This window comes from Paenibacillus sp. FSL H7-0716, assembly GCF_038002705.1.
Classification (GTDB): Bacteria; Bacillota; Bacilli; order Paenibacillales; family Paenibacillaceae; genus Paenibacillus_AQ; species Paenibacillus_AQ odorifer.
This window is the reverse complement of record NZ_JBBODA010000010.1, coordinates 71,546-97,841: the sequence shown is the minus strand read 5'-3', so window position 1 is coordinate 97,841 and position 26,296 is coordinate 71,546. Positions and strand designations below refer to the sequence as shown.

The window sequence follows — 26,296 nt, the reverse complement described above, 5'->3', positions numbered from 1 at the left end:
TATGATCGATTTTGACCAAAGCTAAGCTTGATCATCCGAAATTATACGTTATCACTAAAGCGTACAGCTATAATCAATACGCCATATAACGCTGTTTATGCAGCAGGAGAGGGAGAATCTGAGTTAATGACACCCGGTTTATGCCTTTGCTTCTGCTACTTACGTGGAGTTTCCGGAGTTTGGTGCTGGTGGTTAGTACTCCCGCGTGGGTGTTACGGGCGCCGAAACTGCCGATAAGTACGCTTGCAGTGGAAGTCCGAGACTCCATGAGCAAAAATTACGCCCGTGATTGGAGTTAGGGACTGTAGTGCAGCTATTTCGCCAAATTTGCTCCTTTTCCCTGAGTTTCGGACTGTATAGCTCTTAATGAGCTAAAAAAGTGGGTCAGAGCAATCTTTTTGAGTAAATAGCTGCAACTGAGTCCGATAGCGTGGCGAAAACGAGGAAATTCAGCAAATAAGGGCTATACGGTCCGAATGTAGGGAGTTCAGCTGGTGAGAGTGCATAATGGATGGCAAACAGATTAAAACTGGCTTACAAAGTGAACCAAATCATCTAAATATTGCTCAACAACAATATGTCGCGGAAAAAAGACAGCGGTCAAATATGTTCTTAAGGGTGATGAGGCATTCTTTTTTGAGAGCATAGAGTGATCAGCATCAGGAATATAGAAGACGGAGAGTAGGTTTTCAGGAATTTTTTCACGGTAAACACGTTCGGATTCCTCAACATCTACATTTATATCTTGCCCGCCAAGAACTAAGTGGACAGGTGTAGTGAAGTTTTTTAAATCCTCGCTCGCATCTGACTGATAATTTTTAGCGAAAAACCCCCATTTTTCTTTGGAAATTAAATCGTCCGATTGTGCAATTCGCAAGTAACTTTCATACGACGCCTGTTCTTTAAGTAGCAGTAGGATTTGCGCGTTATAATCTTCTCTCTTTTGTATCTCCTGTTCTGAAAAACCTTCTAAAATCATCTCTTGTCTGGTATTGTATTGTCCTTGAGAAATCCATTGAATGGCGGGGGATACAAGAATACTGAAGGCGAGATCAGGCACTTTTTTAACAATCTTGGGAATCACCCAGCCCGCCTGACTTGCTCCCCACAAACCAATAGCTTGAGTATTAATCATAGGTAAGGATTTAGCCCAGTTAATCGCATATATAGTTTCTTGCGCTCTATCCTCCATGCTTTGTTCTAGCCAGTTCCCTGAGGAACCCCCGATACCCGGTTTGTTAAGAGATAAGGAAGCATATCCGGCAGAGGCGAGCTTTTCCCACAAAGGTTTATATCCATCATCGTAAGTATCATTAACTGGGCCATCCCCATGAACAAAAACTACCAGTCCGACGGTTCCAGAGTAACTTTCGGGCAGAACTAAGGTTCCTGTTAGTTGACCTTGAGGCGTATCAATTTCAATTTTTTGCTCAGTCATTGAAAAAGAATGTTGCTGTAGTACGAACAGGACCGCTGCAATCAACAACAAAATGGTAATCATCCAGACAGTTAACTTAATTTTCTTTTTCATTCATTGATCCCCCAAATTGTAGCGATGTTGTTCTTATCATGTAATGCCAAATAGGCTCTTTAAAAAGTAAATGTCTTACCGCGCTATAGTCAGATTTATGGATCTCAAAGTTCAACTGCTGGTACATATTAAGGGCTCGTTTATTCTTGTTAGCAACATGTAGCGTTAATTTTTCAACCTCAGAATGACTGTTTACAAAATCCGCCGCCCAACCCAGCAACTTTTTGCCAATTCCCTTATTACGGTGACTGGACCGAACAGCCAAATGAGCCACATAACACTCTTTTGCACTAGGTTGATAATCCAAAAAATATAACCCAAGGATTAACTTACCAACATTTAAGTATCCAAATTTCTTGAATAGCTGCAAAAAGGGAGCCCGATTCAGTGGTTTAATTGATCCTTTTTTAAGGGTGAGCGTATCCTGCCATTTTAAGTAGATAGTGCCAACCACTTCTCCGTTTTCATAAGCGATTATTTGTTTAGATGATAAGGAAGAAGAATCTTGTTCCCAAAGTCTTATAAGTAGATCAGCAATTTCATTGTCCTCGAGAGAGAGGAGAGAGTGAAATTTCCCCTGAAATGCCTCTACCAAAAGCCTGCTTACAGCCTCACGATCTTGTTCCTGGTAATGGGCGATGATAACCTCGTTTGTACTCATTTAGTGGTATCATCTAAGGCATGCTCGATTTGAATTTGAAGCTCATAATGAAGCTTGTCGTTGTTAAACATGGATAGGTATGATTTCTCCAAAATGATGATTGGTCCCAATACCATATAGTGATGCCCATTTAAAAAGTGTTCCAGCTTGGCAATCTCATGATCTACATCCTGATCGTCTGTTACAAAAAATGCTTTATAGAGATAACACCCTTTTTCTAAAACAATGTCAGGGGCGGGAGTGCTTTCAATGGTTTCGAAGCATAAGGTTACTTGTTCAGAATCGTATACATAATGTAAATCTGTTTCAAATAAATGATGGTTCTGCGGTCTTTTTTCATATAAACTTCGTGCAGTTAGTGTTTCGTCATCCTCTAGCACCAACCACTTTTTGAGATAACGATTGTCCACATGTTTAATTTGATACTCCCCCTCCATGTTGCCATAATCTGCATGCTCTTTTAGTACCTTTTGTATAAATTGTTGCAGCATTATTAATTGGTTTATTTCTGAGTTGATTTTGTTTAACGATTTCTCTAACAGCAGTTGGTAGTCATTCGTTGCGGATTTATTCATACTTTGGTTAATGGTGCTGACAGGGATGTTTAATTTGCGGAGCAACAAGATATGAGCCAATTGATAGATCTCATCGATGCCGTACATCCGGTACTGATTATTGTCTATATAGGATGGAAACAGGATTTCTTTTTCTTCAAAATATCGAATCTGGTGGATAGATACATTCATAAGTTTTGATAGTTCGCCAATTGTAAGGTACGGATTCAAGGGCGGTGCTCCTAACTGTAAGTTATTTGATAAAACAACTATAAACCTTAGGTCAGACCTAAGGTCAAGCGTCGATTAAAATACGGGATAAGCAGAGCACTTTTTTTCTAAATAATGATTAGTAATAGTAATGGGTGGTAATGAAAAAGACTTAGATTTTGGAGGGACAATGCGGGGGTGCAACGGATTAGATTCATGATCATTTTTTTGTATGAGCCTTGCTGGTATGACCCTTGAGTTGCCTTTACGGACCGTAATGCAGCTATTTCAGCTAATTTGCTCATTTTCTCTGGGTTTCGGACTGCATAGCTCTTATTGAGCTGAAAAAATGGGTCAGAGCAGTGCTTTTGAGTAAATAGCTGCAACTGAGTCCGATAGCGTGGCGAAAACGAGAGAAATTGGCAAATTAGGGCTATACGGTCCGAACGTAACTTTTAATCAAACCAAACAAATCAAATCAAATCAAATCTTCACATTCTAAGCTGATAGGTTCGATTGCGTTCTTTTCCACCAACGATCTCTAGTAGCTGCTGTTCAGCTAACGCGTGTAAAACACGTCGGGCATGACGATTAGTGACTCTAAGATGATGGGTGAGTTCAACAGGTGTGAAAGGACGCAGAAGACGTCTTGCGAAACGAAGTGTTTCAGCTTCTAACCAAGTTAATGAAGAGGGCACGTCTGAAGCCATGAATTTGCCGATGAAGGCGAGTACTAGTTGTTGACATAGCTGAGGCTCGTCCGTGATTGAGGGATAGGCGATGGATAGGAAGGTCCAACCGTCTAGCGATAATAAGGAATGGCGTCTACATAAATCTTTGAATCGTCGTACATCAAGATCTCTAGCATGCGGACCGTAGCCTTGAATCTCTATTCCACCCTTAGCTCCACCTGGCATATAGGCCAGATCAAGATAACGATAACCATTGTTGAAATCGCGCACTTCCCATTCGGGGAACAAGTAGTTGAAGTTTCCTACAGCAGGAAACCATACCGCACGCAAAAATTCGACTGTTCCATAGCCCAACCCTTTTGCAAGAAGCTCCTGTCTGCGGGGATTGTTCTCCTTATCCAAGTTGATCTGTAACCATTCCTCTAGTAGCTGTTCGAATCTGGACATTTTGTATATCCTCCTTAAGTAATTTTTTGAAAAAAGAAAAAGCCGCTCCCATACAATTCCTCCTGAGCTTAACCCAGGATAGAGATTGTATAAAAGCGGCGTGTTCTTCACGACCTATAGTTGCTATTATAACGAGTGCTGAGGATTTCTTCAATGAGTTACTGTGTATAAAGATGACGAATTCTAATAGGTTTTAGATGAAGGAAGCTAGCATGGTGAACGAGCTAAATTTGCTGAAGTTAATAGTTACTCTAAAAGCGGATTCTTCCCCCTCGCGCGGTCCGCATGGCTTTTCCAGGACGACCATCATGTAATTACTGATCTGCAAAAATGGATTACGTGCTCTACGCAATATCTATCATTATTCATTTTCGAACGTTGCGGACCGTATTGCAGCTATTCGTACATTTTCGCTCGTATTCCAAAAGTTACGGACTGCATAGCTCTTATTAGCTGCAAATCGACTCAAAATGAGGTAGTTATGTGCGAATAGTTGCAACTGAGTCCGATAGCATGGCAAAACCCTCGTTTTTCAGCAAATAACGTCTCCTGAGTCCGCATGCGCGCGGTGTAAGTATCCAGAGTCGCAAGAACTCCTGAGTCCGCAAGTGCCCGGCAGTTGCATTCGAGTTGCCAAAGTAGCACAAGTCGCCCAACTGGTCCGTTCATTTCGTCGTCCTACTCATCATGGCCATATCAGGCCCTCTTTTCATACAAGTCCCGCTTTTTCAGAAAAAAATCCTAATAAAGGCCCATTACTTTGTCGAATTGTGAAGGAAATTAGAAAATTTTATAGAATTATCTATGTTCATCTAAACTTTTTACGCTACATCACGTGTTGCAGGATGGCCCTGGTGATTGCTGCAGCTTTACTCTTCCATAAAAGGGGCCGATACGATGCTCAAAAGGACATTACTTATCTATCTGATTGGTTTAATTTTATTATCTGCGATTCCTCTATCCATTCTTATGGGTCACGATAAACAAGGGAGTCACCTGCAAGTGCAGCATGGAGTCATGGATCTCGCGGATTGGGATTACGAACAGGATAAGATTATCAAGTTAGACGGTGAATGGGAGTTTTATTGGAACCAGCTATTAACTTCTGAGCATTTTAGGGCGGGTAGCGCAGATATACCTGCTTCTTCAGCTTGGATGGAGGTACCCTCCCGGTGGAACGGCAACATCGTTAATGGAAGCCCTTTACCCGCCTTCGGTTCTGCCACCTATCGGATGGTGCTAAAAAACCTGCCCGTAAGTGGGGTATTTGCCTTGAAAAAAACAAATATCCGCTTTTCAAGCAGGATTTTTGTTAATGGACAGTCCGTTATTGAGGATGGTAATCCTGCTGCTAATGAAGCTGATTATCGGTCAGGGAATATCCCGCTGATTGGGCTTTTTTCGTCTGATAAGGGAGATGTAGAAATCATAATACAAGTCTCCAACTTCGATTATGTAAATGGGGGCATTCCGGTTTCTTTATCCTTTGGTGAGGAAGCAGCAATGATGGAGGTCCAGCAGAAGAGTACGGCCCGTGAATTTAGCACCGTTGCTATTTTAGGCACACTTGCGCTTATCTTTTTTATCTGCTTTGGGGCAGCATCCTTATACCGTAAGCAGGATTATTCTTTACTTGTGTTTGCTACTATTTGTTTGCTGTTTGCGATATATCATGGGTTGATCGGCGAGCGTTCACTCTTACTCTTTTTCCCTAAACTTTCGTTCATAGTGCTCTACAAAGTAAAGGATATAAGCTCCATCGCCTGCTTTATTGTGCTCGCAATATTTTTTTACCAAATGCACAAAAGCATAATATCTTTAAAATTTACTCAAGCCATAACGATTGTTTTAGGCAGCTTTATAATTCTGGTCGCCATTCTGCCGATTCGTTCTTACACGGTCATTTATCCGTATGTGATTATTTTATATGAGCTGATGTTAATTTGGATGTTATGTAGAGTGGCCACATTGTATATCAGAAGCACAGAAGTAAATAGAATCAAATTGCTGCTGATGTTTATGGCGATTCTAGCTATTAATTTATATTCCATAGACATTATTCTGTTTGCTCTTTCTATAAAAGAGAACCTTTGGCTCGGGCAGTTTTACATCGTGGCTTTTAATATCATCATGATCGTACTGATTGTTCTACGTTTTTTTGAAGCCTACCATACCATAGACGAGATGAAAAACCAGCTGATCGGGCTGGATAAAATTAAAGATGAATTCCTTTTCAACACCTCACATGAACTAAAAACACCTCTAAATGCCATAGTGAACATTACAGCTACGCTGCTGGATGGGGTTGAGGGTCCAGTTAATGAAAAACAAGCGCAGAATCTAGCGATCGTAATCGGGAGCGGCAGAAGATTAACACATATGGTAAATGAACTACTTGATTATTCCAAAATGAAGTACGGAGACATCACATTATACAAAAGCAACCTGGATTTGAAAGCCGTTGTTGATTCCGTCATTGGCATTCATTCTTTTCTGCTCGGAGAAAAGTCGATCCTGCTCGTTAACAGAGTCGCTTCGAATTTCCCTATGGTGAATGCAGATGGCAATCGGCTGATTCAGATTTTCCACAACTTGGTTGATAATGCGATTAAATTTACGGAGCAGGGTGAAATAGAGATTAGTGCCAGAGTTATTCAGGAGTGGGTGGAAGTACGTGTGGCAGACACAGGTTTGGGAATCTCCCCGGATATGCAGGAGCGTATTTTCAAAGCTTTTGAGCAGGTGGATGAGGCGGAGATTCATAGTCATGGTGGAACAGGGCTCGGATTAAGTATTACTAAGAAGCTAGTAGAACTGCATGGTGGGAACATAGCTGTAGAATCTACAGTGGAAAAAGGTTCGGTGTTTATTTTTACACTTCCACGGTGGGATAAAGCGTTTAAGCCAATCACGAGACCAACCCTTAAGGCGGCACATTCTTATAAAGAATTAAGTTTCTCCCATGCGGGTTATCCCCTTTATATCAAAGGCGAAATCGATGAGCCTATTTTAGTAGTGGACGATGATTTTGCCAATCTGCAATCTATGATCAACCTGTTTAAGCTAGAGAAATATTCTATAGTGGTCGTCAATCGCGGGCAGATGGCACTTGAGGAGCTAGCGAAAAACACAGACTTTTTTCTGGTGGTACTGGATATTACCATGCCGGACATTTCGGGTTACGAGGTTCTGCAAAAGATTAGAGAGAGATTTACTCCTTTTGAGCTGCCTGTGTTAATGCTGACGGCCAAGAACAGGGTGAGCGATATGAAGATGTCCATGGATAACGGCGCAAATGACTATGTGGGAAAACCTTTTGAAGCTGAGGAGCTAATGGCACGTGTTAAAAGTCTGACCCGATTGAGAGCTTCCGTGAAGACTGCCAAAGACGCCGAAATTGCTTTTTTACGATCCCAGATCAAACCTCATTTCTTATACAATGCTCTGAATTCAATTGCTGAACTATGTGTGGAAGAACCTGAGAAGGCCGAAGAGTTGACACTGCAGCTGTCACAGTATTTGCGAAGCAGCTTTGATTTCAAACAACTGGATTCACTAACGAGTCTGGAGAATGAGCTTGAGCTGGTAGAGGCTTATATCAATATTGAAAAAGCACGCTTCGGTGCCAGATTAAATGTGGAATATGATGTGAGAGTGAATACGGATTACCGGATTCCTCCGCTGATTCTACAGCCTTTGGTTGAAAATGCAATAAGGCATGGCCTAATGTCCAATTTGCGGGGGGGCACGGTAAATATATCTGTAAAAGAATTAGAGAATTCGGTGATTAGCTTTATTGTGGAGGATAATGGATCAGGAATGAGTGAGCATAAATTGAAAGAAGTAATGCAGTCAGATGTAGATAAAAGAGGGGTGGGGCTGTGGAATATCAGTCAGCGCATCAAGCTGTTATATGGAAAAAATATTCATATTCAAAGTGCTGAAGGATTAGGCACAACGGTATCTTTTGAAATTCCAATACAGCAGCTTAAGCGGATGGGAGGTTGAGGCATGCTGCGAGCGATTATTGTAGATGATGAGGAGTTATCGGTAAAACGCCTGAAGCGGATCTTATCGCAGAGCGGAGAGATTGAAGTCTATGAGACGTTTTTGGATCCAGCGGAAGCCTATGCTTTTGCAAAGGCCCAACCGATAGATGTAGCTTTTTTGGATATTTCTATGCCTGATACGAATGGGATGAAGCTTTCTAGCCTTTTGCATGAATTGGATGAATCGATAGATGTGGTTTTTGTAACCGGATTTGATGAGTATGCGCTGCAGGCTTTTGACCTAAGTGCAGTGGATTATCTTTTGAAGCCTGTAACTGCGGAGCGGTTGTCTAAGACGTTAGAGAAACTCAAAAAAATGAATCGAAAAACAACGGCTGAGCCTATGTTAGAAGTTTTTTTATTTAATGGTTTAAAAGTGTACCACAGAACCCAGACTAGAGAGCTAATCAAGCTGAGAAGTCCAAAAACAGAAGAATTATTTGCTTTTCTGGTTAGTAAAGGAACTGTTAGCCGGGAGGAAATTATCGACACGTTGTGGAGCGGATTGGAGCCTGAAAAAGCGTGGAAGAATCTGAACTCGACGCTGTATTATATTCGAAAAGCAATTGGAGCCAATTATATAAAAGCTAGCAGGAACGAAATTCATGTAGTAGAGAGCAGCATTTATTGTGATCTGTATGAATTTGAGCGATTGTTAAAGCAAATCAGGCAAACCTCTGAAAGACATGTTGAATGGATGATTCAAGCAGAAGTTTTATACACAGGAGCATTACTCAAAGGAAAAGCCTATGAATGGGCCAGTAGCAGGACGCGCAGACTCGAGCATGAATATATAGGATTGCTGGAGCTGGCTGCAAGATCTCATTTGGAGCAGAATCAGCAGCATCAAGCACTGCATTATTTTGGAGAAATATTAAAATTAGATTCCTTGCGAGAGGACATCTATCATGAAATCATCAACTTATTAATTGAATTAGGGCGAATGAATGAAGCACAGCGGAAATTTGGTCAATTGGAAGAGATGCTGCAGCAAGAGCTCGGAACAACACCCGATCCTAAACTCAAAGCGTTAATGAAACAGAAGTTATTGTAATGGAAGGAACCTTCGAATGGATGGTTATCGAGGGTTCTTTTTTTGTTTATTTTTTGTTTATCTTAATTTTGTATAATACTCTCGATTATTGTCGAATTAATGACATGATTTATGCTAGAGGGGGAAATAGAGTTTGAAGCCATCATTTATGAAAATAGGCATTAGTATTTCGTTATGTACTGGACTTGTGGTGCAGGGAGTGGGTCCTATGCAAACTCCAATCATAAGTGCAAAAGCTAGTTTCGGTTGGATCGAGAATAGCCCAGCTATAATAACGTCCATCAATGAAGATGACTATTCCAACGCAGGAGTTGAGGTAGCCAGCTTTTTGACAGGAAAAGTATCGGATCCAGCGTCAACAGGGATTGCTGTAGTAGCTTTAGATAATACCAAAGGGGCCTGGCAGTATTACAACACGGTGGGACGAATTTGGTATAATATCGAGCCGGTGTCAAACAGTAATGCTTTTCTGCTGCTGAAATCGGAGAAAATCCGTTTTGTCCCGGCGAAAGACTGGAACGGAACGGCATCCATTAGCTTTAAGCTATGGGATACAACAGCATCCGGTTATCAAAATTATCAAAAAAATGCGAATACCACTGTATCTGCCGCGTTCAGCTCAGATCCGGGTATAGCCGTAATTACTGTAAATCCAGTGAACGATGCACCTTATCTGACAGAACTAAATGGTGGGGACTATCTTAGTTTTGACGGTAACGGTGATTATGTGACCTTCCCGGATCAACGGATTTATGGGAATTCTTTTACAGTCGAAGGATTTTTGAAGGTAGATGCTTTTCAGACATGGATGAGATTTTTTGAATCATCGATCGCAGAGCAGAACCACAATATTTTTGTAGGTTTTAATGGCAAACGGATGAATTTCACTGCCTACACTAATAAGGGAGATATTAATGTCACTGAGGATTTCCCGATTTCTAAATGGGTTCATGTCGCGATTGTTTATGATCACAGTCAGAAAAAGGGACGGATTTATTGGGATGGTGTACTTAAGGCAGAAGGAGCCATGGATTTAAGTACAGTAGGAAACGTTGCACGTCCGAATAACTGGCTTGGAAAAAGCACGTGGAGACAGGACGGAGATTATAACGGTGGAATGAGAGACGTGAGGTTCTGGAGTAAAGCCAAGACCCAAAGTGATATTGTTCGAGAAATGAATGTCGATTTGACAGGCTCGGAGCCTAATCTAGCTTTAAACTATAAATTAGCGAATAGCAATGATGGGAATGTCGCTATTAATACCTCTGGTCTTCCCCTTAAGAACGGCACAATTACTGGGGCAACCTGGAAGCAGGACACAGGTTTTATGGGGAATACTACAACCGATAAAAACAAGTCGGTCTCACGATCCTTTAAGGTCCTCGATGTGGATGGAGATGACCTACAAGTGTCAGCTACTTCCTCGAATACGCTCTTAATTCCGAATAATGGACTGAAAGTAAGTGGAAGTGGTGAGGTACGGACTTTAGAAATAACACCCGCAGCGAATGCTTTTGGCACCAGTGTGATTTCTGTTAAGGTAAGTGATGGAGCATTAAGCAACACATACACTTTTAATGTGACGGTAAACAATACGGGGGATGTAATCGTAACCGGAGTGACCCTGGATAAACCATCACTCAGTTTAACGGAAGGAGAAACAGGAGACACGCTTAGTGCCGTAATAGCACCTGCTAATGCCACGAACAAAACAGTAAATTGGAGCTCTAGTGATGAGACTGTTGCAACCGTTGTAAACGGGGTGGTAACTCCAGTTGGTGTTGGAACAGCGATCATCACGGTAACGACTACTGATGGAAGTTTTACTGCTTCGTCTGTAGTAAATGTGAGTGCCCCAATCCCGCCGGTTGTGAACGTAACTGGTGTGAAGCTAGATCAGGAAACACTGAATTTAACAGCTGGTGAAGCTAATGGAATTCTAAAAGCAACAATAGAGCCTGCTAATGCAACGGATAAAGACGTGATCTGGAGCTCAAGCGATGAGACAGTTGCGACCGTAGTGAACGGAGTAGTAACTCCAGTTGGCGTTGGAACAGCGATCATCACGGTAACGACTACTGATGGAAGTTTTACTGCTTCGTCTGTAGTAAATGTGAGTGCCCCAATCCCGCCGGTTGTGAACGTAACTGGTGTGAAGCTAGATCAGGAAACACTGAATTTAACAGCTGGTGAAGCTAATGGAATTCTAAAAGCAACAATAGAGCCTGCTAATGCAACGGATAAAGACGTGATCTGGAGCTCAAGCGATGAGACAGTTGCGACCGTAGTGAACGGAGTAGTAACTCCGGTTGGTGAGGGGACAGCAGTTATTACGGTAACGACCAAAGATGGAAGTTTTACTGCTACAACCACAGTAAATGTGAGTGCACCAATTCCGCCCGTTGTGGACGTAACTGGTGTGAAGCTAGATCAGGAGACACTGAATTTAACAGCTGGTGAAGCTGAGGGACTCCTAAAAGCAACAATAGAGCCTGCCAGTGCAACGGATAAAGACGTGATCTGGAGCTCGAGCGATGAAACTGTAGCGACCGTAGTGAATGGAGTAGTAACTCCGGTTGGTGAGGGGACAGCAGTTATTACGGTAACGACCAAAGATGGAAGTTTTACAGCTACAACCACAGTTAAAGTAGCCGCTCCTAAGCCGCCTGACGTTATCGTAACTGGGGTGACTTTAGACCAGACAGAACTTAACTTAACGGTGGGTGAAGGCGACGGGAATCTACAAGTTACAGTAGCACCTGCTAATGCGACAAATAAAGGTGTAATCTGGAGCTCAAGCGATGAGACAGTAGCTAAGGTTGTTTATGGAGTAGTAACTCCGATTGGTGAGGGAACAGCCATCATTACGGTAACGACGAAAGATGGTAGTTATACGGCTTCTACAACCGTTACTGTGAAGGCTCCTGTTAAGCCAGTTACAGCACCTGGAATTCCAACATCCGTAACTGCAACTGCAGAGAATGGTCAAGCAATCATCACCTTTATCCCGCCGGTGAACGATGGAGGCAGCGAAATTACAGGATATATTGTAACTGCTAATCCGGGAGGTTTGACGGTTACGGGAACTGGAAGTCCACTGACAATCAGTGGTTTGACGAATGGAACAAGCTATACCTTCACGGTACAGGCTATCAATAAAGCTGGCATCAGCGAATCCTCTGCTGAGTCCAATGCAGTCGTTCCAAGCACTCCATCTGGTGGTGATATTGTAGTTCCGTCGCAACCAACCCCATCAGCAACTCCGGCACCTGTGGTAAATGATGCTTCCATTCTAATCAATGGTAAAGCGGAAACAGTGGGAACCGCAACGAATGGTAAACGGAATGAGCAAACGTTAACTACCATTGTGTTAGATCAGAAGAAGCTAGAGGACAAGCTCGCCACTGAAGGTAAAGGTACGGTAGTTTCTATCGGTGCGAATAGTAAATCTGATGTTATAGTTGGCGAACTAAACGGACAAATGGTTAAAAATATGCAGGGTAATCAAGCGATTCTTGAGATTAAAGCGGGAAATGCGACATTTACACTTCCTGCTCAGCAAATTAATATTGACGCTTTGAACGAGCAAATCGGCAAGTCGGTAGCTTTGCAAGATATTAAGATACAGATTGAAATTAGCGCTCCTACAGCTGATAAAGTTAAAGCTTTAGAAGCAGCTGCGCAAAAAGGATCCTTTTCATTAGTTTCCGCGCCAGTTAATTTTACGGCTAGAGGTATCTACGGAGATAAGAGTATTGAACTTTCCCAATTCAATACGTATGTTAAACGTACCATAGCCATTCCTGAAGGGATGGACCCGAACAAGATTACAACTGGAGTGTACGTTGATTCCGAAGGTTTGGTACACCATGTTCCTACTAAAGTGGTTGTAATTGATGGCAAATATTTTGCTACCATTAACAGCCTAAGCGGAGGTACTTACTCCGTAATCTGGCATCCGCTTGAATTTAGTGATGTGGCTAATCACTGGGCAAAAGAGGCAGTGAACGATATGGGCTCCCGATTAGTCATTGAGGGAACAGGTAATGGTCAATTTACTCCGGATCAAGCCATTACCCGTGCAGAGTTTGCGGCGATTGTTGTACGCGGTCTGGGACTTGAGATGGAACAAGCTGCAACACCATTCTCAGATGTAAAGACCACGGATTGGTATAACAGTGCGATCAACACAGCATTTGCTTATCAATTAATCAATGGTTTTGAAGATGGAATGTTCCGCCCTGATGAACATATTACCCGTGAACAAGCGATGTTAATTATCGCCAAAGCGATGAAAATTACAGCGCTACAGACTAAGCTTTCTGTTCAATCGGCTGACGTTTTGTTAGCTCCATTTACAGATGGCAGTGATGTTTCTAACTGGGCGATCAGTGGAGTTGCTGACACTTTGCAGGCAGGCATTATCATGGGAAGAAGCAGTAAAGGGCTTGCTCCAAAAGATGATATGACCAGAGCTGAGGTTGCAGAGATTGTGAAGCGGCTACTTGAAAAGTCGGATTTAATCTAATTTACTGAGCTCCAGAATCGTGATAATTAGAGGATTCGTTCAAAGAACATTGAACGAGTTCTCTTTTTTTTTATGGTTAGCCAAGCAGGAGAATGGCAAATTATCCAGAAAAAATAACTTAGCTCGTTTATACGATAATTAGAAAAGAGGCGATATCTATGGAAATAAACCCAATCATTAATGATGTATTTCAGGCAGCACAATCAGGCCTTGCAGAACGGCTAAAAGAAATCCAGGAAGCCCATCCGCACCTTGCCGAATATGGAAAATAATATATTCGATAGTGATGGTTATACTTCCTTAGATTCTGCTGCTTTTCATATGGATAATGTTGAACTAATAGAGTTGTTAATCGAACATTGTACCGACATTTCTGCTAAAATTAAAAGTGGTGAATCTGCATGGTCGGTTGCGATTAAGCAGAGTAATTATAATGTTGTAGAATTTCTCCGCGGAAAAGGAGTAGTCTTGAATGAAAATCACAGTGGATGATAAGAATGATTCAACGGTAGCTATAATCTCTGGTGAGGGGATCGTTATCAATAATGTAAGGGATGCCTTAGACTTAATGATGAATGTGAAATACCAAGGATGCGATAAAATGCTTCTGAGGAAGGAGCAGATTACGGCTGATTTTTTCGAGCTAAAGTCTGGAATTGCTGGTGAGATTGCTCAAAAATATACAAATTATCAGATGAGAGTTGCTATCGTAGGAGAATTTACAAGCTATAACAGCAAAAGTCTGAATGATTTTATTTACGAATGCAACCAAGGCGATAAAATGTTGTTCAAAAGTACTGAAGCTGAGGCTTTAGCGGCCCTACATTTATGCAAATCGTGGAGATGATCCAGAGAGGAGTTATATCATGGATGAAAGTAAAATCACATTTGAATCGATCGATGCCTATATTTCCGGGTTTTCGCTTGAGGTTCAGGAAATCCTTAATACGTTAAGAAAGGTAATAAAAGAGGCGGCACCGGAAGCAGAGGAAAAAATAAGCTATCAGATGCCTACTTTTGCATTACACGGAAATTTGGTGCATTTCGCTGCTTATCCCAAACATATTGGATTCTATCCCACTCCAAGTGGAATTAATGCTTTTAAAGATGAATTATCAGGCTATAAAGGTGCTAAAGGGTCTGTTCAATTCCCCATTGATAAGCCTATGCCTTATGAATTAATTAGCAAGATTGTAACCTTCAGAGTCGCTGAAAATCTAAAAAAAGTTAAAGCAAAATAAGGTCTCTACTGGTATGAAATAGAGTTGTCCATCTGGTCAGGGCTGGAAGTGTGTATCCATTGGTGATGTTCTTTTTGATGCTGCTGAACATTGGATCCACTTCCGAGGCACTCCTGCCTCTTTTTGCTCATTTCGGACGTCGTACAAACGCCAGTATGATATCCTGGGCATAGTCCCCGAATCCACTTCCGAACAGATTTAGTCCTCGTTTATTGAGTGCATCCTCCCGAATTTCAAAACGTACACGAATTGGTTCATTAAACGCCAGCTTTAAAGAGCTGATTGTAGTGGAAGATGAGAGAGAACCATTACAGCTGCTGCCCGATTCCGAGACACTCCATGTAGTAAGAGCTCCATATTCAGTTCCGCTTCTCCAACGTTCAGGGGTCAGTTTCCCTTTGCGGTTCCCGAAATCGGAGGGACAGGTCCAAGTCCCGACTAACTGGTCATTGATGGATAAGCTGATATCACTAGCCCAATCCTCTCGGAACGAAGGGGCTTCTGAGCATACTTCTGCCGAAATGCGGATTTCGTCCAACTCGACGCCTGGAGGCAGGGGGTTGGCAAAATAGTATTCGACATAACCGGCTTCCGCGAACCATAAGAGTGAGGCATCGACTCGTTCAGGCATGTAGAATGCTCTTGGATCATCCTGGGAGCCAATGACACCACCATCTTTTCCGGCCATCCCGCAGGATGGTTGTATGGAGCAGTGGGAGAACATTCCGATGGGCATATGTATTTCCTCAGTTTGATGCAGACCATCCCCTAGCTTTGAAGGGAGATCGAGTTGAATAGAGCGACAGGTGACCGCACAGATTTTTTCGCGATTTGCTCCTTGTGTAGACGAGATAAGATTAACCTGTTCTAACGTCTGTACATTGATAGATATCGTTGGCTGAGCTACACCTAACGTCTCAGCTAATTGACTGACACTCATAGGCTTCTCTCCAAGGGCTTCAAGAATGCGGACGCGGACGTCACCAGACAGTGCTTTAGCTACATCTAAAATGCGTGACGCGGGATAACGTATCATTTCTTGTGAAATATCATTCATCATATTTGTTCCTTTTCGTATAGGATGGGTTGAGGTTATTGTACAATGAAGAACGAGTATTGTAAAATCATAATAAACATTGCGAAAATAATATACTGGTGCTAAAATGAGCTCAACTTCTTATTTTGAAAGGCTGTGCTCGCCATATGACAACTTCTATATTAGCTTCTGAGACACTTGCGATTCCTCGTTCTGAACACCCTCATCCACATTGGCAACGTCATGAATGGATGAATTTGAATGGGCAATGGTCGTTTAAGTTTGATCCGAACAATGAAGGTATGAAGGCATTATGGTACTCCAATCCTGAAATCGCTTACGACTCAATGATCACTGTACCTTTTTCTTGGGTAAGTCCCTTATCCGGAATTGGCTGCGATCAACAAGGAATAGGCTGGTATCGCCGCACCGTGAATGGGCAGGCTGTTGACCAACAAACACGATTGTTTTTACGTTTTGGGGCAGTAGATTATTCATGTGATGTGTGGATAAATGGAGAACATGTAGGTTCACATCAAGGTGGATATGGTTCGTTTGAATTTGATATTACACCTTACTGGGAAGCTAATTGTGAGAATAATATTGTCGTAAGAGCTGAGGATTTCGATCATGCTTATCAAGCGCGGGGCAAACAAGGATATGGAGAAATCCGTGGAATTTGGCAGCCTGTATGGCTTGAAGCACGTCCCGAAACTTATATGAAAGATGCAAAATTTGTGACCCGTAAAGATGGACAGGTGAAGGTAACTACAAGAATAATTGCGCATGAAAAGGGTTCGGCAGAGTTTACGCTGCAATTCGCTGATCATTCTGTTGTTCATACTGAGAAGCTGCAGCTTATAGCAGGGGTGAACGAATGTAAGCTGTCTATCGATATTCCCAATCCGCATTTGTGGAGTCCAGAAAATCCTTATTTATATGAAGGTGAACTGCAGCTTAGTGGATCGTTTGGTACAGATACAGTCAGCACTTATTTCGGAATTCGCGAAATTCAGACTGCTCGCTTTGACAATCGTGATTATCGGTGGATCACCTTAAATGGCAAGCCGATATATTTGAACGGTACTCTTGATCAGTCCTATCACAAGACAGGGTTTTTCACCTATCCAACGGATGAAGACATGCGGGATGAAATTTATTTAATGAAACGTTTAGGACTAAACATGGTGCGAATTCATATCAAGCCCGAAGAACCCCGTAAGCTGTATTGGGCGGATAAGCTTGGCATTCTTGTTATGGAAGATATGCCTTGTTTCTGGGGTAATCCGGATGACAAGGCCAGAGCCTCCTATGAGAGTGAAGCCCTTGAGGTGATTGAACGAGATTATAATCATCCATCTATTTTTTCGTGGGTTATGTTCAATGAGACCTGGGGTTTGATGACAGATGCTCAGGAGGCTAGCCTCACAAGTGATGTAACGCAGCAGAGTAGTTATCTTAAAGAGACACAGGAATGGGTGCGGGAGAAATATCGCTGGGCGAAGCAGCTTGATCCGACTAGAATTGTTGAGGATAACTCGCCGTGTAATTATGATCATGTGGAATCGGATATTAATACATGGCACTTTTACATTAATGGTTACGAGCAGCTGCAAGCCCACTTAAATGAGGTTGTAGATAAAACATTCCCAGGGTCGGAGTTTAACTGTATTGGCGGCAACGTACAGTCTGATGCACCTCTAATGAACAGCGAATGCGGTAACGTGTGGGGGATAGAAGGTGGTGCGGGGGACAGTGATTTGGCATGGCATTACCGCTATATGATGAATGAATTCCGGCGGCATGATAAGCTATGTGGATTCGTATTTACTGAATTCCGTGATGTTACGAATGAGTTCAATGGTTATTACCGGCTAGACGGGAGCGATAAGGATTTTGGATATGGGGATTTTGTTCCCGGGATGACGATTGCGGATCTGCATTCCCCAGATTTTATCGTGATAGATGCTCCTCCATGCCAGACAGTAGAAGCAGGGCAGAGTGTTAAAGTACCTTTGCTAGGTTCCAGCTTCGCAGACAGCTATCACGGTCATAATTTGAAGCTGAAATGGGAACTGTGGTACGACAATTTAGGGACTCGGGTCACTGCGCAAAGTGGACATATGTCTGTGAAATGGGATCACTTTGGAAACACTATACTTCCTTCTTTGAACATAACAATGCCTGGTCAGGAGGCGGCTGCAATACTTGCTGTTTCTCTGATTAATGAGAAGGGTGAAGCGATCACGCGGAATTTCATTACTTTCGATGTAAGAGCCGGTAATAAATCTGTATTGCTTAAAGGTGAAGGAGAATTTATTCAAATTCCAGTGGGAGCACATACCGAACATAACTTTAAGCATCAATGGGATGCTATCCAAGGATCTAAGGTCAATGGTGCTGGGCAAGGTCAGTATGTATACGAGGTTACACTGCCAGATGCAGCAGATAAATCAATGATTGGTGAGATCGAGATCATGTTCGAAGCAAGTGCTAAACGATTGCTGGCGCGGCATGTTGAAGGTGTGAAGCTTAATGATATGGGCCTTGATCTTATGCATGGGGCAGATGCGAGGGTGGAATATAATCCGAATACGTATTATATGACGGATGAAGAGCGTCATCCTTCGCGAGTGAACGTTCTGGTGGATGGGCAGCGGATTGGTTCTTTCTATTTACCGGATGATCCGGCTGATAGCAGAGGGATTTTGTCTTGGCATTATCAGCCAATAGCGAATAAGCTGGATGAGGCTGGATCTTACGGCTACCTATGCAAGGCAAGTGTACCGGGGCAGTTAGCAGCGAAGCTGGATCGCAATCGTGTTTTTCGTTTGGAGCTGCAAGCAGAGGAGGGCGGATTAGCTTTGTATGGCCGTAATGCAGGTCGTTATCCATTGGACTTGTTGATTCGTTATCGCTAAATAACCTCGATGTGCAAAAAAAGCAATCCCTGCTAAGAAGCAGGGATTGCTTTTTTATCGGTACTGCAAGGTATTATTAAAGTTCTTTATCATGAATGCTGTTTAACCAGCTTTCAATCTCCCCGATGACCGAACTAATGCAGCCATCTTCAAAAGGTGAAGTCAGGCCCGCAAGTTCAACCAGCTTGATAAAGGATTTGCTTCCTCCAGCTTGACATAACTCCAAATAATCACTCCAAGCGGATTTAAAATCTTCATTTGAGCGTTTCCAGAACTGGAAGGCACATAGCTGTGCTAGTGTATAGTCAATGTAATAGAACGGGGAAGCGAAGATATGGCCTTGCTTATGCCAAAATCCACCCTGTTCCAGATAAGCATTACCTTCATAATTGCGGTGCGGCAAATATTTTTTCTCGATTTCTCGCCATGCTTGCTTACGTTCAGCAGGGGTTGCTTCAGGATTGCTGTAAACAAAATGCTGGAATTCATCTACAGTAACTCCGTAAGGAATAAACTGAAGGCTATCTGCCAAATGATTGAAACGGTATTTGTCTGCATCCTCTTCAAAGAACAATTCCATCCATGGCCAAGCAAAAAACTCCATGCTCATGGAATGGATCTCACAGGCTTCATAAGTAGGAAAAGCATATTCAGGTACATTAATATTTCGGCTTTCATACACCTGGAAGGCATGCCCCACTTCATGGGTCAAGACATCAATATCCCCTGAGGTTCCGTTGAAATTGGAGAAGATAAAAGGTGCTTGGTATTGGCTGAAGTACGTACAATAGCCGCCGCCTTGCTTTCCTTTTTTACTTACTAAATCCACTAGATTGTTATCCAACATAAAAGTAAAAAATTCATCAGTTTCTGGAGAGAGCTCTTTGTACATCTTTGATCCGTTAGCTACAATCCAGTCAGGATCTCCTTTAGGAGTGGCATTGCCAGTCTTGAAGCTGAAGTTCTCGTCATAAAACTTCAAAGCATCCAGACCTAGGCGTTCAGTCTGCCGTTTCTTAAGCTGTTGGGAGACGGGTACGATATGCTCCAGAACTTGTTTGCGGAAGTTGGCTACCATGTCGGCGTTATAATCGGTCCGCATCATCCGGTCATAACCTAGCTCCACAAAGTTGCTGTAACCAAGCTTTTTAGCAATGCGGTCACGGACTTTAACTAGCTCGTCATAGATTCGATCAAAGTCACTCTCATGTTCAGACATAAAATCATATCTGGCTTGTGAAGCACGTTTACGCATATCACGGTCCGTGGACAATTCAAAAGGAGTAAGCTGAGTCAGTGTGCGTTCTTCGCCTTCGAATGGAATCTTAGCGGACGCGATAAGCTGAGCGTATTCTGTAGAGAGTTTGTTCTCCAATTGTAAATCTTCGATGATTTCTGGACTAAAAGTACGCAGAGCTACTTCTGCAAGCTGAAGCAGCTGTGTGCCCCATTCTTGTTCGAATTCGGCTCTGTATTTGGAATTGACGAGTGCTTTGTAATAGTCCGTTATGTATTCCTGAACGATAGGCCCAATTTCGTCCATGAATTCCTGTTCAGCCTTGTAGAATTCATCTGTTGTATTGATCGAATGGCGAACGCTAACCAATGTCTGCAGCGTGTCAAACTCATTGCGAAGCTTGTTAATAGCGGTAACGGAAGCCTTTTGCACTTCTAATGGCTCGGTGTCATTGAGATCTTTAAGCAGGTTGTTAAAATCCTGTTTGAACTTCTCTACATCCGGGCGCTCATAGCGATAATCATTAAATTTCATTAACTATTCAACTTCCTTTCTATACCAGATAGTCTCTATTATATATTCTGAACAGCAATTTACGATAGACCTGTGTTAGCTGTTTTTGAATAAAAAAAGAACAAATGGACAAAAGTGTAAAAACTTGTTAGATGAAATACGGTTTGATATTATCTAAGAATATAGTAGAAATGCAATTTATGAGCGCATCCGTACAATGTAATGAAGCGAAAATAGGAGGCTCGATATAGATGAAACCCCGGATTACAGTAATAACACTAGGTGTGGACGATCTGGAGAGGGCTTTGATTTTTTACAGGGATGGATTAGGATTCCCGACCAAAGGGATCATTGGGAACGAATTTGAACATGGAGCAGTTGCCTTTCAACAGCTTATCGATTACCTAGCCTTTATTTAACCCGCATTCGCTGAATACGGGTTATCTCTGTTTATATACGAAGTTTTGTATTTTTCCACTTTACACCCTTCCTCCCTCTTTTTTTGCTGTAGCAGCACAACTGTCGACAAACTTAATATATCATGATATATTATTATGTATAAGGTGAAAAAATTAGAGTCAGGAGATAACGAAAGTCATGAGTGAGACAACATCATCCAAACCGATGTATGAAAAAATATTTGATGAAGTGAAGCAGCTTATCGTTAATAAATCCTATGGACAAGGGGAACGGGTTCCCTCAGAGAAAGAACTGGCTGAAGCCTATAATGTTAGTCGGATTACGAGTAAAAAAGCTCTGGAAATGCTCGCTGCGGAACAATTAATTGTGAGAAAACCGGGGAGAGGTTCATTTGTGGCTGATCCAGCAGTCGATTACATGGAATCAGCGATATCTCCGGGGACGGTCTCCGACGGAACTGTTTTCAATTCCTTTAACCATGAGGAAAAGACGATCGGTCTGGTTATTACCGACTTTGGCAACAGCTATGGCACAGGCTTGATTTATGGCATGGAGCAGGCTTCACGTGATAATGATTGTTTTCTGGTTTTAAGAAGAACCTTTGGGGTCCCGGAGAACGAAGAGAAGTCTATTCAGAAGTTGCTCAGCTTAGGTGTAGATGGTCTGATCATTTTTCCGGCTCAAGGCGAATTTTTTAATGCTGAGATTCTAAAATTGGTGATAGGGCGCTTCCCGCTAGTTCTGGTAGATCGCCATTTAAAAGGAGTGGCAGCAGCATCGATCAGTACTGATAATATGCAGGCTGCACTCAAGGGTACGGAGTATTTATTTGATCTCGGGCATACTCACATCTCCTTTCTCTCTCCACCTCCAGCGGATACCACAGCTCTTGAAGAGCGGGTAGAAGGATTTATTCAAGCGCATGCGGAACGGGGAATAGCTGTAGACAAGGGATTGTGGGTCAGCGATTTGACCTCAACACTACCGGATTCCTTCAACGATGAGAATATTGAACATGACATTTCACGGCTAATTTCTCATTTGCAAAAGAATCCAACAATAACGGCGCTTTTTGCTGTGGAATATAATATAGCGCTGCTGGCTAGAACAGCGGTCCAACGACTTGGGTTATGGATTCCAGAAGATATTTCGATCATTTGCTTTGATAGTCCGCCAACTCCACTCGGTTCGGGTTATGCATTTACCCATTTACGGCAAAATGAAGAAGAGATGGGGCGGCTCGCAGTAGAAAATGTATTGCGAATTATGAACGGGCAGAGTGTGTCCAATAAGATAATGCTGGAAGCTGAGTTGATTTCTGGTGAATCCACAAGCTCCGCTAAACAATCCATCTCTGAATAGATTTTTGGCTTATTCTCCAAATTAAACATATATTAGTTGTTATAAAAACCTATCCTTTTGGATGGGTTTTTTATTTGTTTTAGATATATATTTATCATTACAGATGTGTTGATATATTATTATAATAAAATAAACATATTGACATACTAATTACATGACAATATACTAATCAATGAAAGCGCTTCAAAGTTAAAAAGAAAAAGGGGGTATTATAACTGAAAGCAACTAGAGAAATACCCGAGTCGATGCATAAACTGGCATCTAGCGTAAAAGCACAGCTGAGTGATCGCCCGGAATTAGCCGAAATGTTCGAGAAATGTATGGCTAACACCTGGAACACAACCTTAAAACGAATGCCAAACGGAAGCACTTTTGTTATTACCGGAGATATTCCAGCGATGTGGCTACGGGATTCCGCCGCACAGGTCAGACCTTTCCTAATCCTTGCCTCCGAAGATGAAGAAATCGCAGACATGATTGAGGGACTTGTACGTAGACAATTTACTTACATCCAGCTTGATCCATATGCTAACGCATTCAATGAAGAAGAAAGTGGGCATGGCCACCAAGAGGATCTGACGGAGATGAGCCCGGGAGTCTGGGAAAGAAAATATGAAATTGATTCGTTATGTTATCCAATCCAACTGAGTTATCTGCTCTGGAAGAATTCGGGCCGTACTAGTCAGTTTAATGAGTCGTTTGTAACAGGCGTAGAAAGAATCATAACATTATGGACTACCGAACAGAACCATGAGCGCGATTCAAAATATCTTTTTCAACGGATGAACTGTCCGCCCACGGATACGTTAGCTCGAGAAGGCAAAGGGACGTTGACGGCTTATACCGGAATGACTTGGTCTGGATTTCGTCCTAGTGACGATGCCTGTGAATATGGGTATTTGGTTCCAGCCAATATGTTCGCGGTGGTTGTTTTACGATATGTGTGTGAAATTGCCAGTGAGATTTTAGGTGATCAGGAGCTGGAAAAGAAAGCTAGAAAACTATCTGACCAGCTCAATAAGGGAATAAGTGAGTATGGAATTGTAGAACATCCAGAGTTTGGGACGGTCTATGCCTATGAAGTAGATGGTCTGGGACAGGTGAATATTATGGATGATGCAAATGTACCGAGTCTTCTCTCCATCCCTTATTTGGGTTATGTGACTGCTGATGATCCTATCTATAATAATACCCGTGAACTTATTTTAAGTAGCACTAATCCCTATTTTTTCGCAGGAAAAGCGGCTGCTGGCATTGGAAGTCCGCATACGCCAAATCGGTACATCTGGCCCATAGCTTTAGCGATGCAGGGAATGACATCTACCCGCTTTGAGGAACAGGAAGCCTTACTTCAGCTGCTGGAGAAGACGGATGCTGGAACTGGATTTATGCATGAAGGGTTTCATGTGGATAATCCTGATGAATTTACACGTCCATGGTTCTCTTGGGCAAACATGATGTTCTGTGAGCTTGTACTCATGCGCTGTGGTAGGCAAATTAAGCGCGGTTGAGACCAACAAGGTTTTTATAATCGACTCTAAAGGGGATAGAGAACATGAAAAAATGGCTGGTTACCTCAATTGTTTTGGTAATGACTACTGCTCTTGCTGCGGGCTGCGGTGGTAATAACGGATCTGCGGACAAAGAGACCGGAAACACAAGCAAAGCTGGGAGCAGTACCGGGAAAAAGACAGAGCTTACGTTCTGGGGAGATTGGGGCGGTGAGGGGCAGAAGCAATTCGAGACCATGGTGGATGCTTTTAATAAATCGCAGGATAAAATTCACGTAAAATATGTGCTGCAACAGGATATGATCACGAAATTCCTAACTTCTGCGACCAATGGCGGCACTCCTGATGTACTGTTTTGGGACCGTTGGAGAACTTCGCTGTATGCCCCGAAAAATGTACTGCATCCGGTGGATGAATACTTAACGCGTGACGGCATTTCCGAAGATGATTTCTACAGTGAATCCCTACGGGAGCTTTCATACGATGACAAATTATATGGGCTGCCGCTTACAGTAGATGCACGTGCTCTTTTCTATAATAAGAAGCTGCTCGCAGAGGCAGGACTTCAGCCTCCAACAACTTGGGATGAGCTAGAGGCAGCGGCTACGAAGCTAACGAAATGGAATGGCAATAAACTGGAGACTGCAGGTTTTTCCATGGGAGATTTGGGACTTTTTAATATGTATCTCCAACAGGCTGGCGGCACCATGCTTACAGAGGATGGAAAGACCAATTTTAATAATGAGCAGGGCAAGCAAGTGCTTGAGTTCTGGGATCGCCTAATGAACAAGGACAAAGTGTATAAAGTAGGGTTCGAACTTGGACTTGGTGAAGGGCAAGATGCTTTTGTCACAGGTAAAGTGGCTATGCTGTATTCCGGTCCATGGATGCTCAGCACCTATAACAAATATGGTAAAGATCTGGATTATGGAATCGTTCCTCCTCCGGCCGGACCAAATGGTGATAAAGGCAGTGTCATGGGGGGATTTGGGCTAGTGATTCCAGAAGGCTCCAAACATAAGGAAGAGGCATGGGAGTTCATCAAATGGTGGACAGCGAACAAGGATAACGCGTTGCTCTGGGCAAAGACGAGTCTAAACCTGCCGGGTTATAAGCCATCGATGGAAGATCCATTTTTCAAGGATGATCCAAAGTGGCAGCCGTTTCTGGAAACGTTGGATTTCGCCAAGGTTCGTCCGAACCACCCTGGATATTCCGTAATGGAGACTGATGCTTTGGCCCCTAATTTGCAGCTTAACCAGCAAAACAAGATGAGCATTGATGAGACCTTGAAGAAATCGCAAGAAGAGGGCGACAAAATGCTGAAGGATAATGAAGTAGTGAAGTAATAAGTAAGACAATTGAAGTGAAGGGAGGTTTCGCCTCCCTTTTGCTTAGGAGGGGGTAGCTGAAATGGCTTCCATCAGAAAGCTAGAGAAACATCAGGCGCGGACGGCTTATCTGTTTATTACACCCACGGTATTGCTGTTTACAGTATTCACGGTCATCCCCGTGGTAATGGCGCTATATTTAAGCTTTACCAACTACGACGTACTTAGTAGAAACGATTGGATCGGTTTTGATAACTATCGCCGTTTGATAGAGGACAGTTTGTTATGGAAAACATTCCGAAATGTATTTCTGTATTCCATCATTTTCGTTCCACTTAATATTCTGATCTCGCTTCTCCTCGGGATTCTGCTTAGTCGATCCTGGCGTGGGGTAAAGTTGTTCCGCACATTGAATTATCTGCCTACCCTTACATCCGCTGTTGCTGCAGCTACGGTATGGATCTGGCTTTTACATCCTGAATTTGGTTTGGTTAACGGGTTGTTGTCCTATATTGGGATTACGGGTCCAGCTTGGTTATCCGAGACACGAACGGCGATGTTGTCCATTATTATGCTTACCCTCTGGCAATCGGTAGGTTCTAATATGATTATCTACTTGGCAGGTCTGCAAGGCGTGCCTGACTATTTGTATGAATCTGCACGGCTGGACGGTGCTAATAAGCTGGCTTGTTTCCGGTTTATTACTTGGCCGCAGCTGCGACCAACGACCTTTCTTGTCAGTACGATGTCAATCATTGGTGCGTTGCAGTTGTTCGACCAAGCTTTTGTGCTGACGCAGGGGGGTCCGGCGAATATGACAAAGACTCCAGTTTATCTGATCTATCAGCAGGGCTTTAATCAATTGCAAATGGGGTATGCGTCTGCACAAGCATTTGTGCTTGCTGTGGCGATTCTCATATTCTCACTTATAAACATGCGGATCACAAAGGCGGAGGAGTCCATTGTATAAGCCGGGCTTGCCATGCAGAAGGGGGATA

Annotated in this window: 17 protein-coding genes and 1 pseudogene; 12 read left to right on the top strand and 6 right to left on the bottom strand. The window is 42.7% G+C overall.

Features of this window, described 5'->3' with window-relative positions; genetic code table 11:
* Window positions 1-523 precede the first annotated feature (523 nt).
* The 4 genes from MHH60_RS15310 to MHH60_RS15295 form a co-directional block, all read right to left on the bottom strand.
* Complete coding sequence (locus MHH60_RS15310) at window positions 524-1,531, bottom strand: alpha/beta hydrolase family protein (protein ID WP_076133848.1); 1,008 nt, start codon at window positions 1,529-1,531, stop codon at window positions 524-526.
* Window positions 1,515-2,192, bottom strand: coding sequence for a GNAT family N-acetyltransferase (locus tag MHH60_RS15305; RefSeq protein WP_076133847.1), 678 nt, complete (start codon window positions 2,190-2,192; stop codon window positions 1,515-1,517). Before MHH60_RS15305 ends, MHH60_RS15310 begins: the two co-directional genes overlap by 17 nt.
* Window positions 2,189-2,977, bottom strand: coding sequence for a MerR family transcriptional regulator (locus MHH60_RS15300; protein ID WP_076133846.1), 789 nt, complete (start codon window positions 2,975-2,977; stop codon window positions 2,189-2,191). The genes MHH60_RS15305 and MHH60_RS15300 overlap by 4 nt, the downstream gene beginning before the upstream one ends.
* Before the next feature lie 470 nt (window positions 2,978-3,447).
* Window positions 3,448-4,095 carry a transcriptional regulator gene (locus MHH60_RS15295; protein ID WP_076133845.1) on the bottom strand — a complete coding sequence of 216 codons (648 nt, stop codon included), beginning with the start codon at window positions 4,093-4,095 and terminating at the stop codon, window positions 3,448-3,450.
* A gap of 897 nt (window positions 4,096-4,992) precedes the next feature.
* Here MHH60_RS15295 and MHH60_RS15290 point away from each other — a divergent pair.
* The 6 genes from MHH60_RS15290 to MHH60_RS15265 all read left to right on the top strand — a co-directional run bounded on the left by MHH60_RS15290 (window position 4,993) and on the right by MHH60_RS15265 (window position 14,967).
* On the top strand, window positions 4,993-8,103 hold the full coding sequence (locus MHH60_RS15290; protein WP_143766638.1) for an ATP-binding protein: 3,111 nt from the start codon (window positions 4,993-4,995) through the stop codon (window positions 8,101-8,103).
* A 3-nt stretch (window positions 8,104-8,106) separates the two neighbouring features.
* A complete protein-coding gene (locus tag MHH60_RS15285) occupies window positions 8,107-9,198 on the top strand; it encodes a response regulator (protein ID WP_076133843.1) in 1,092 nt (363 codons plus the stop codon).
* A 133-nt stretch (window positions 9,199-9,331) separates the two neighbouring features.
* A complete protein-coding gene (locus MHH60_RS15280) occupies window positions 9,332-13,726 on the top strand; it encodes an Ig-like domain-containing protein (RefSeq protein ID WP_341161141.1) in 4,395 nt (1,464 codons plus the stop codon).
* A 261-nt stretch (window positions 13,727-13,987) separates the two neighbouring features.
* Entirely contained in the window at window positions 13,988-14,218 is a 231-nt protein-coding gene (locus tag MHH60_RS15275) for an ankyrin repeat domain-containing protein (protein WP_076133841.1), read from the top strand.
* Window positions 14,199-14,573, top strand: coding sequence for a DUF4180 domain-containing protein (locus MHH60_RS15270; RefSeq protein WP_076133840.1), 375 nt, complete (start codon window positions 14,199-14,201; stop codon window positions 14,571-14,573). Before MHH60_RS15275 ends, MHH60_RS15270 begins: the two co-directional genes overlap by 20 nt.
* A 19-nt stretch (window positions 14,574-14,592) precedes the next feature.
* Complete coding sequence (locus tag MHH60_RS15265) at window positions 14,593-14,967, top strand: iron chaperone (RefSeq protein ID WP_076133839.1); 375 nt, start codon at window positions 14,593-14,595, stop codon at window positions 14,965-14,967.
* Between the two features lie 127 nt (window positions 14,968-15,094).
* Here MHH60_RS15265 and MHH60_RS15260 read toward each other — a convergent pair whose 3' ends face one another.
* Window positions 15,095-16,027 carry an ArsR/SmtB family transcription factor gene (locus MHH60_RS15260; protein ID WP_239498748.1) on the bottom strand — a complete coding sequence of 311 codons (933 nt, stop codon included), beginning with the start codon at window positions 16,025-16,027 and terminating at the stop codon, window positions 15,095-15,097.
* Between the two features lie 143 nt (window positions 16,028-16,170).
* On the opposite strand from MHH60_RS15260, the gene MHH60_RS15255 reads away from it, so the two are divergent.
* Window positions 16,171-18,924, top strand: a complete 2,754-nt coding sequence (locus tag MHH60_RS15255; protein ID WP_076133838.1) for a glycoside hydrolase family 2 protein — start codon at window positions 16,171-16,173, stop codon at window positions 18,922-18,924.
* A 76-nt stretch (window positions 18,925-19,000) separates the two neighbouring features.
* Here MHH60_RS15255 and MHH60_RS15250 read toward each other — a convergent pair whose 3' ends face one another.
* On the bottom strand, window positions 19,001-20,695 hold the full coding sequence (locus tag MHH60_RS15250; protein WP_076133837.1) for a M3 family oligoendopeptidase: 1,695 nt from the start codon (window positions 20,693-20,695) through the stop codon (window positions 19,001-19,003).
* Between the two features lie 230 nt (window positions 20,696-20,925).
* On the opposite strand from MHH60_RS15250, the pseudogene MHH60_RS15245 reads away from it, so the two are divergent.
* The 5 genes and pseudogenes from MHH60_RS15245 to MHH60_RS15225 all read left to right on the top strand — a co-directional run.
* Window positions 20,926-21,069, top strand: a pseudogene (locus MHH60_RS15245) (VOC family protein); the annotation flags it as partial.
* A gap of 202 nt (window positions 21,070-21,271) precedes the next feature.
* Window positions 21,272-22,456, top strand: coding sequence for a GntR family transcriptional regulator (locus MHH60_RS15240; RefSeq protein WP_076133836.1), 1,185 nt, complete (start codon window positions 21,272-21,274; stop codon window positions 22,454-22,456).
* 245 nt (window positions 22,457-22,701) lie between these two features.
* Complete coding sequence (locus tag MHH60_RS15235) at window positions 22,702-23,967, top strand: glycoside hydrolase family 125 protein (RefSeq protein ID WP_076133835.1); 1,266 nt, start codon at window positions 22,702-22,704, stop codon at window positions 23,965-23,967.
* A 44-nt stretch (window positions 23,968-24,011) separates the two neighbouring features.
* On the top strand, window positions 24,012-25,316 hold the full coding sequence (locus MHH60_RS15230; protein ID WP_076133834.1) for an ABC transporter substrate-binding protein: 1,305 nt from the start codon (window positions 24,012-24,014) through the stop codon (window positions 25,314-25,316).
* 64 nt (window positions 25,317-25,380) lie between these two features.
* Window positions 25,381-26,268, top strand: a complete 888-nt coding sequence (locus tag MHH60_RS15225) for a carbohydrate ABC transporter permease (protein WP_076133833.1) — start codon at window positions 25,381-25,383, stop codon at window positions 26,266-26,268.
* The last annotated feature ends 28 nt before the right edge of the window (window positions 26,269-26,296 follow it).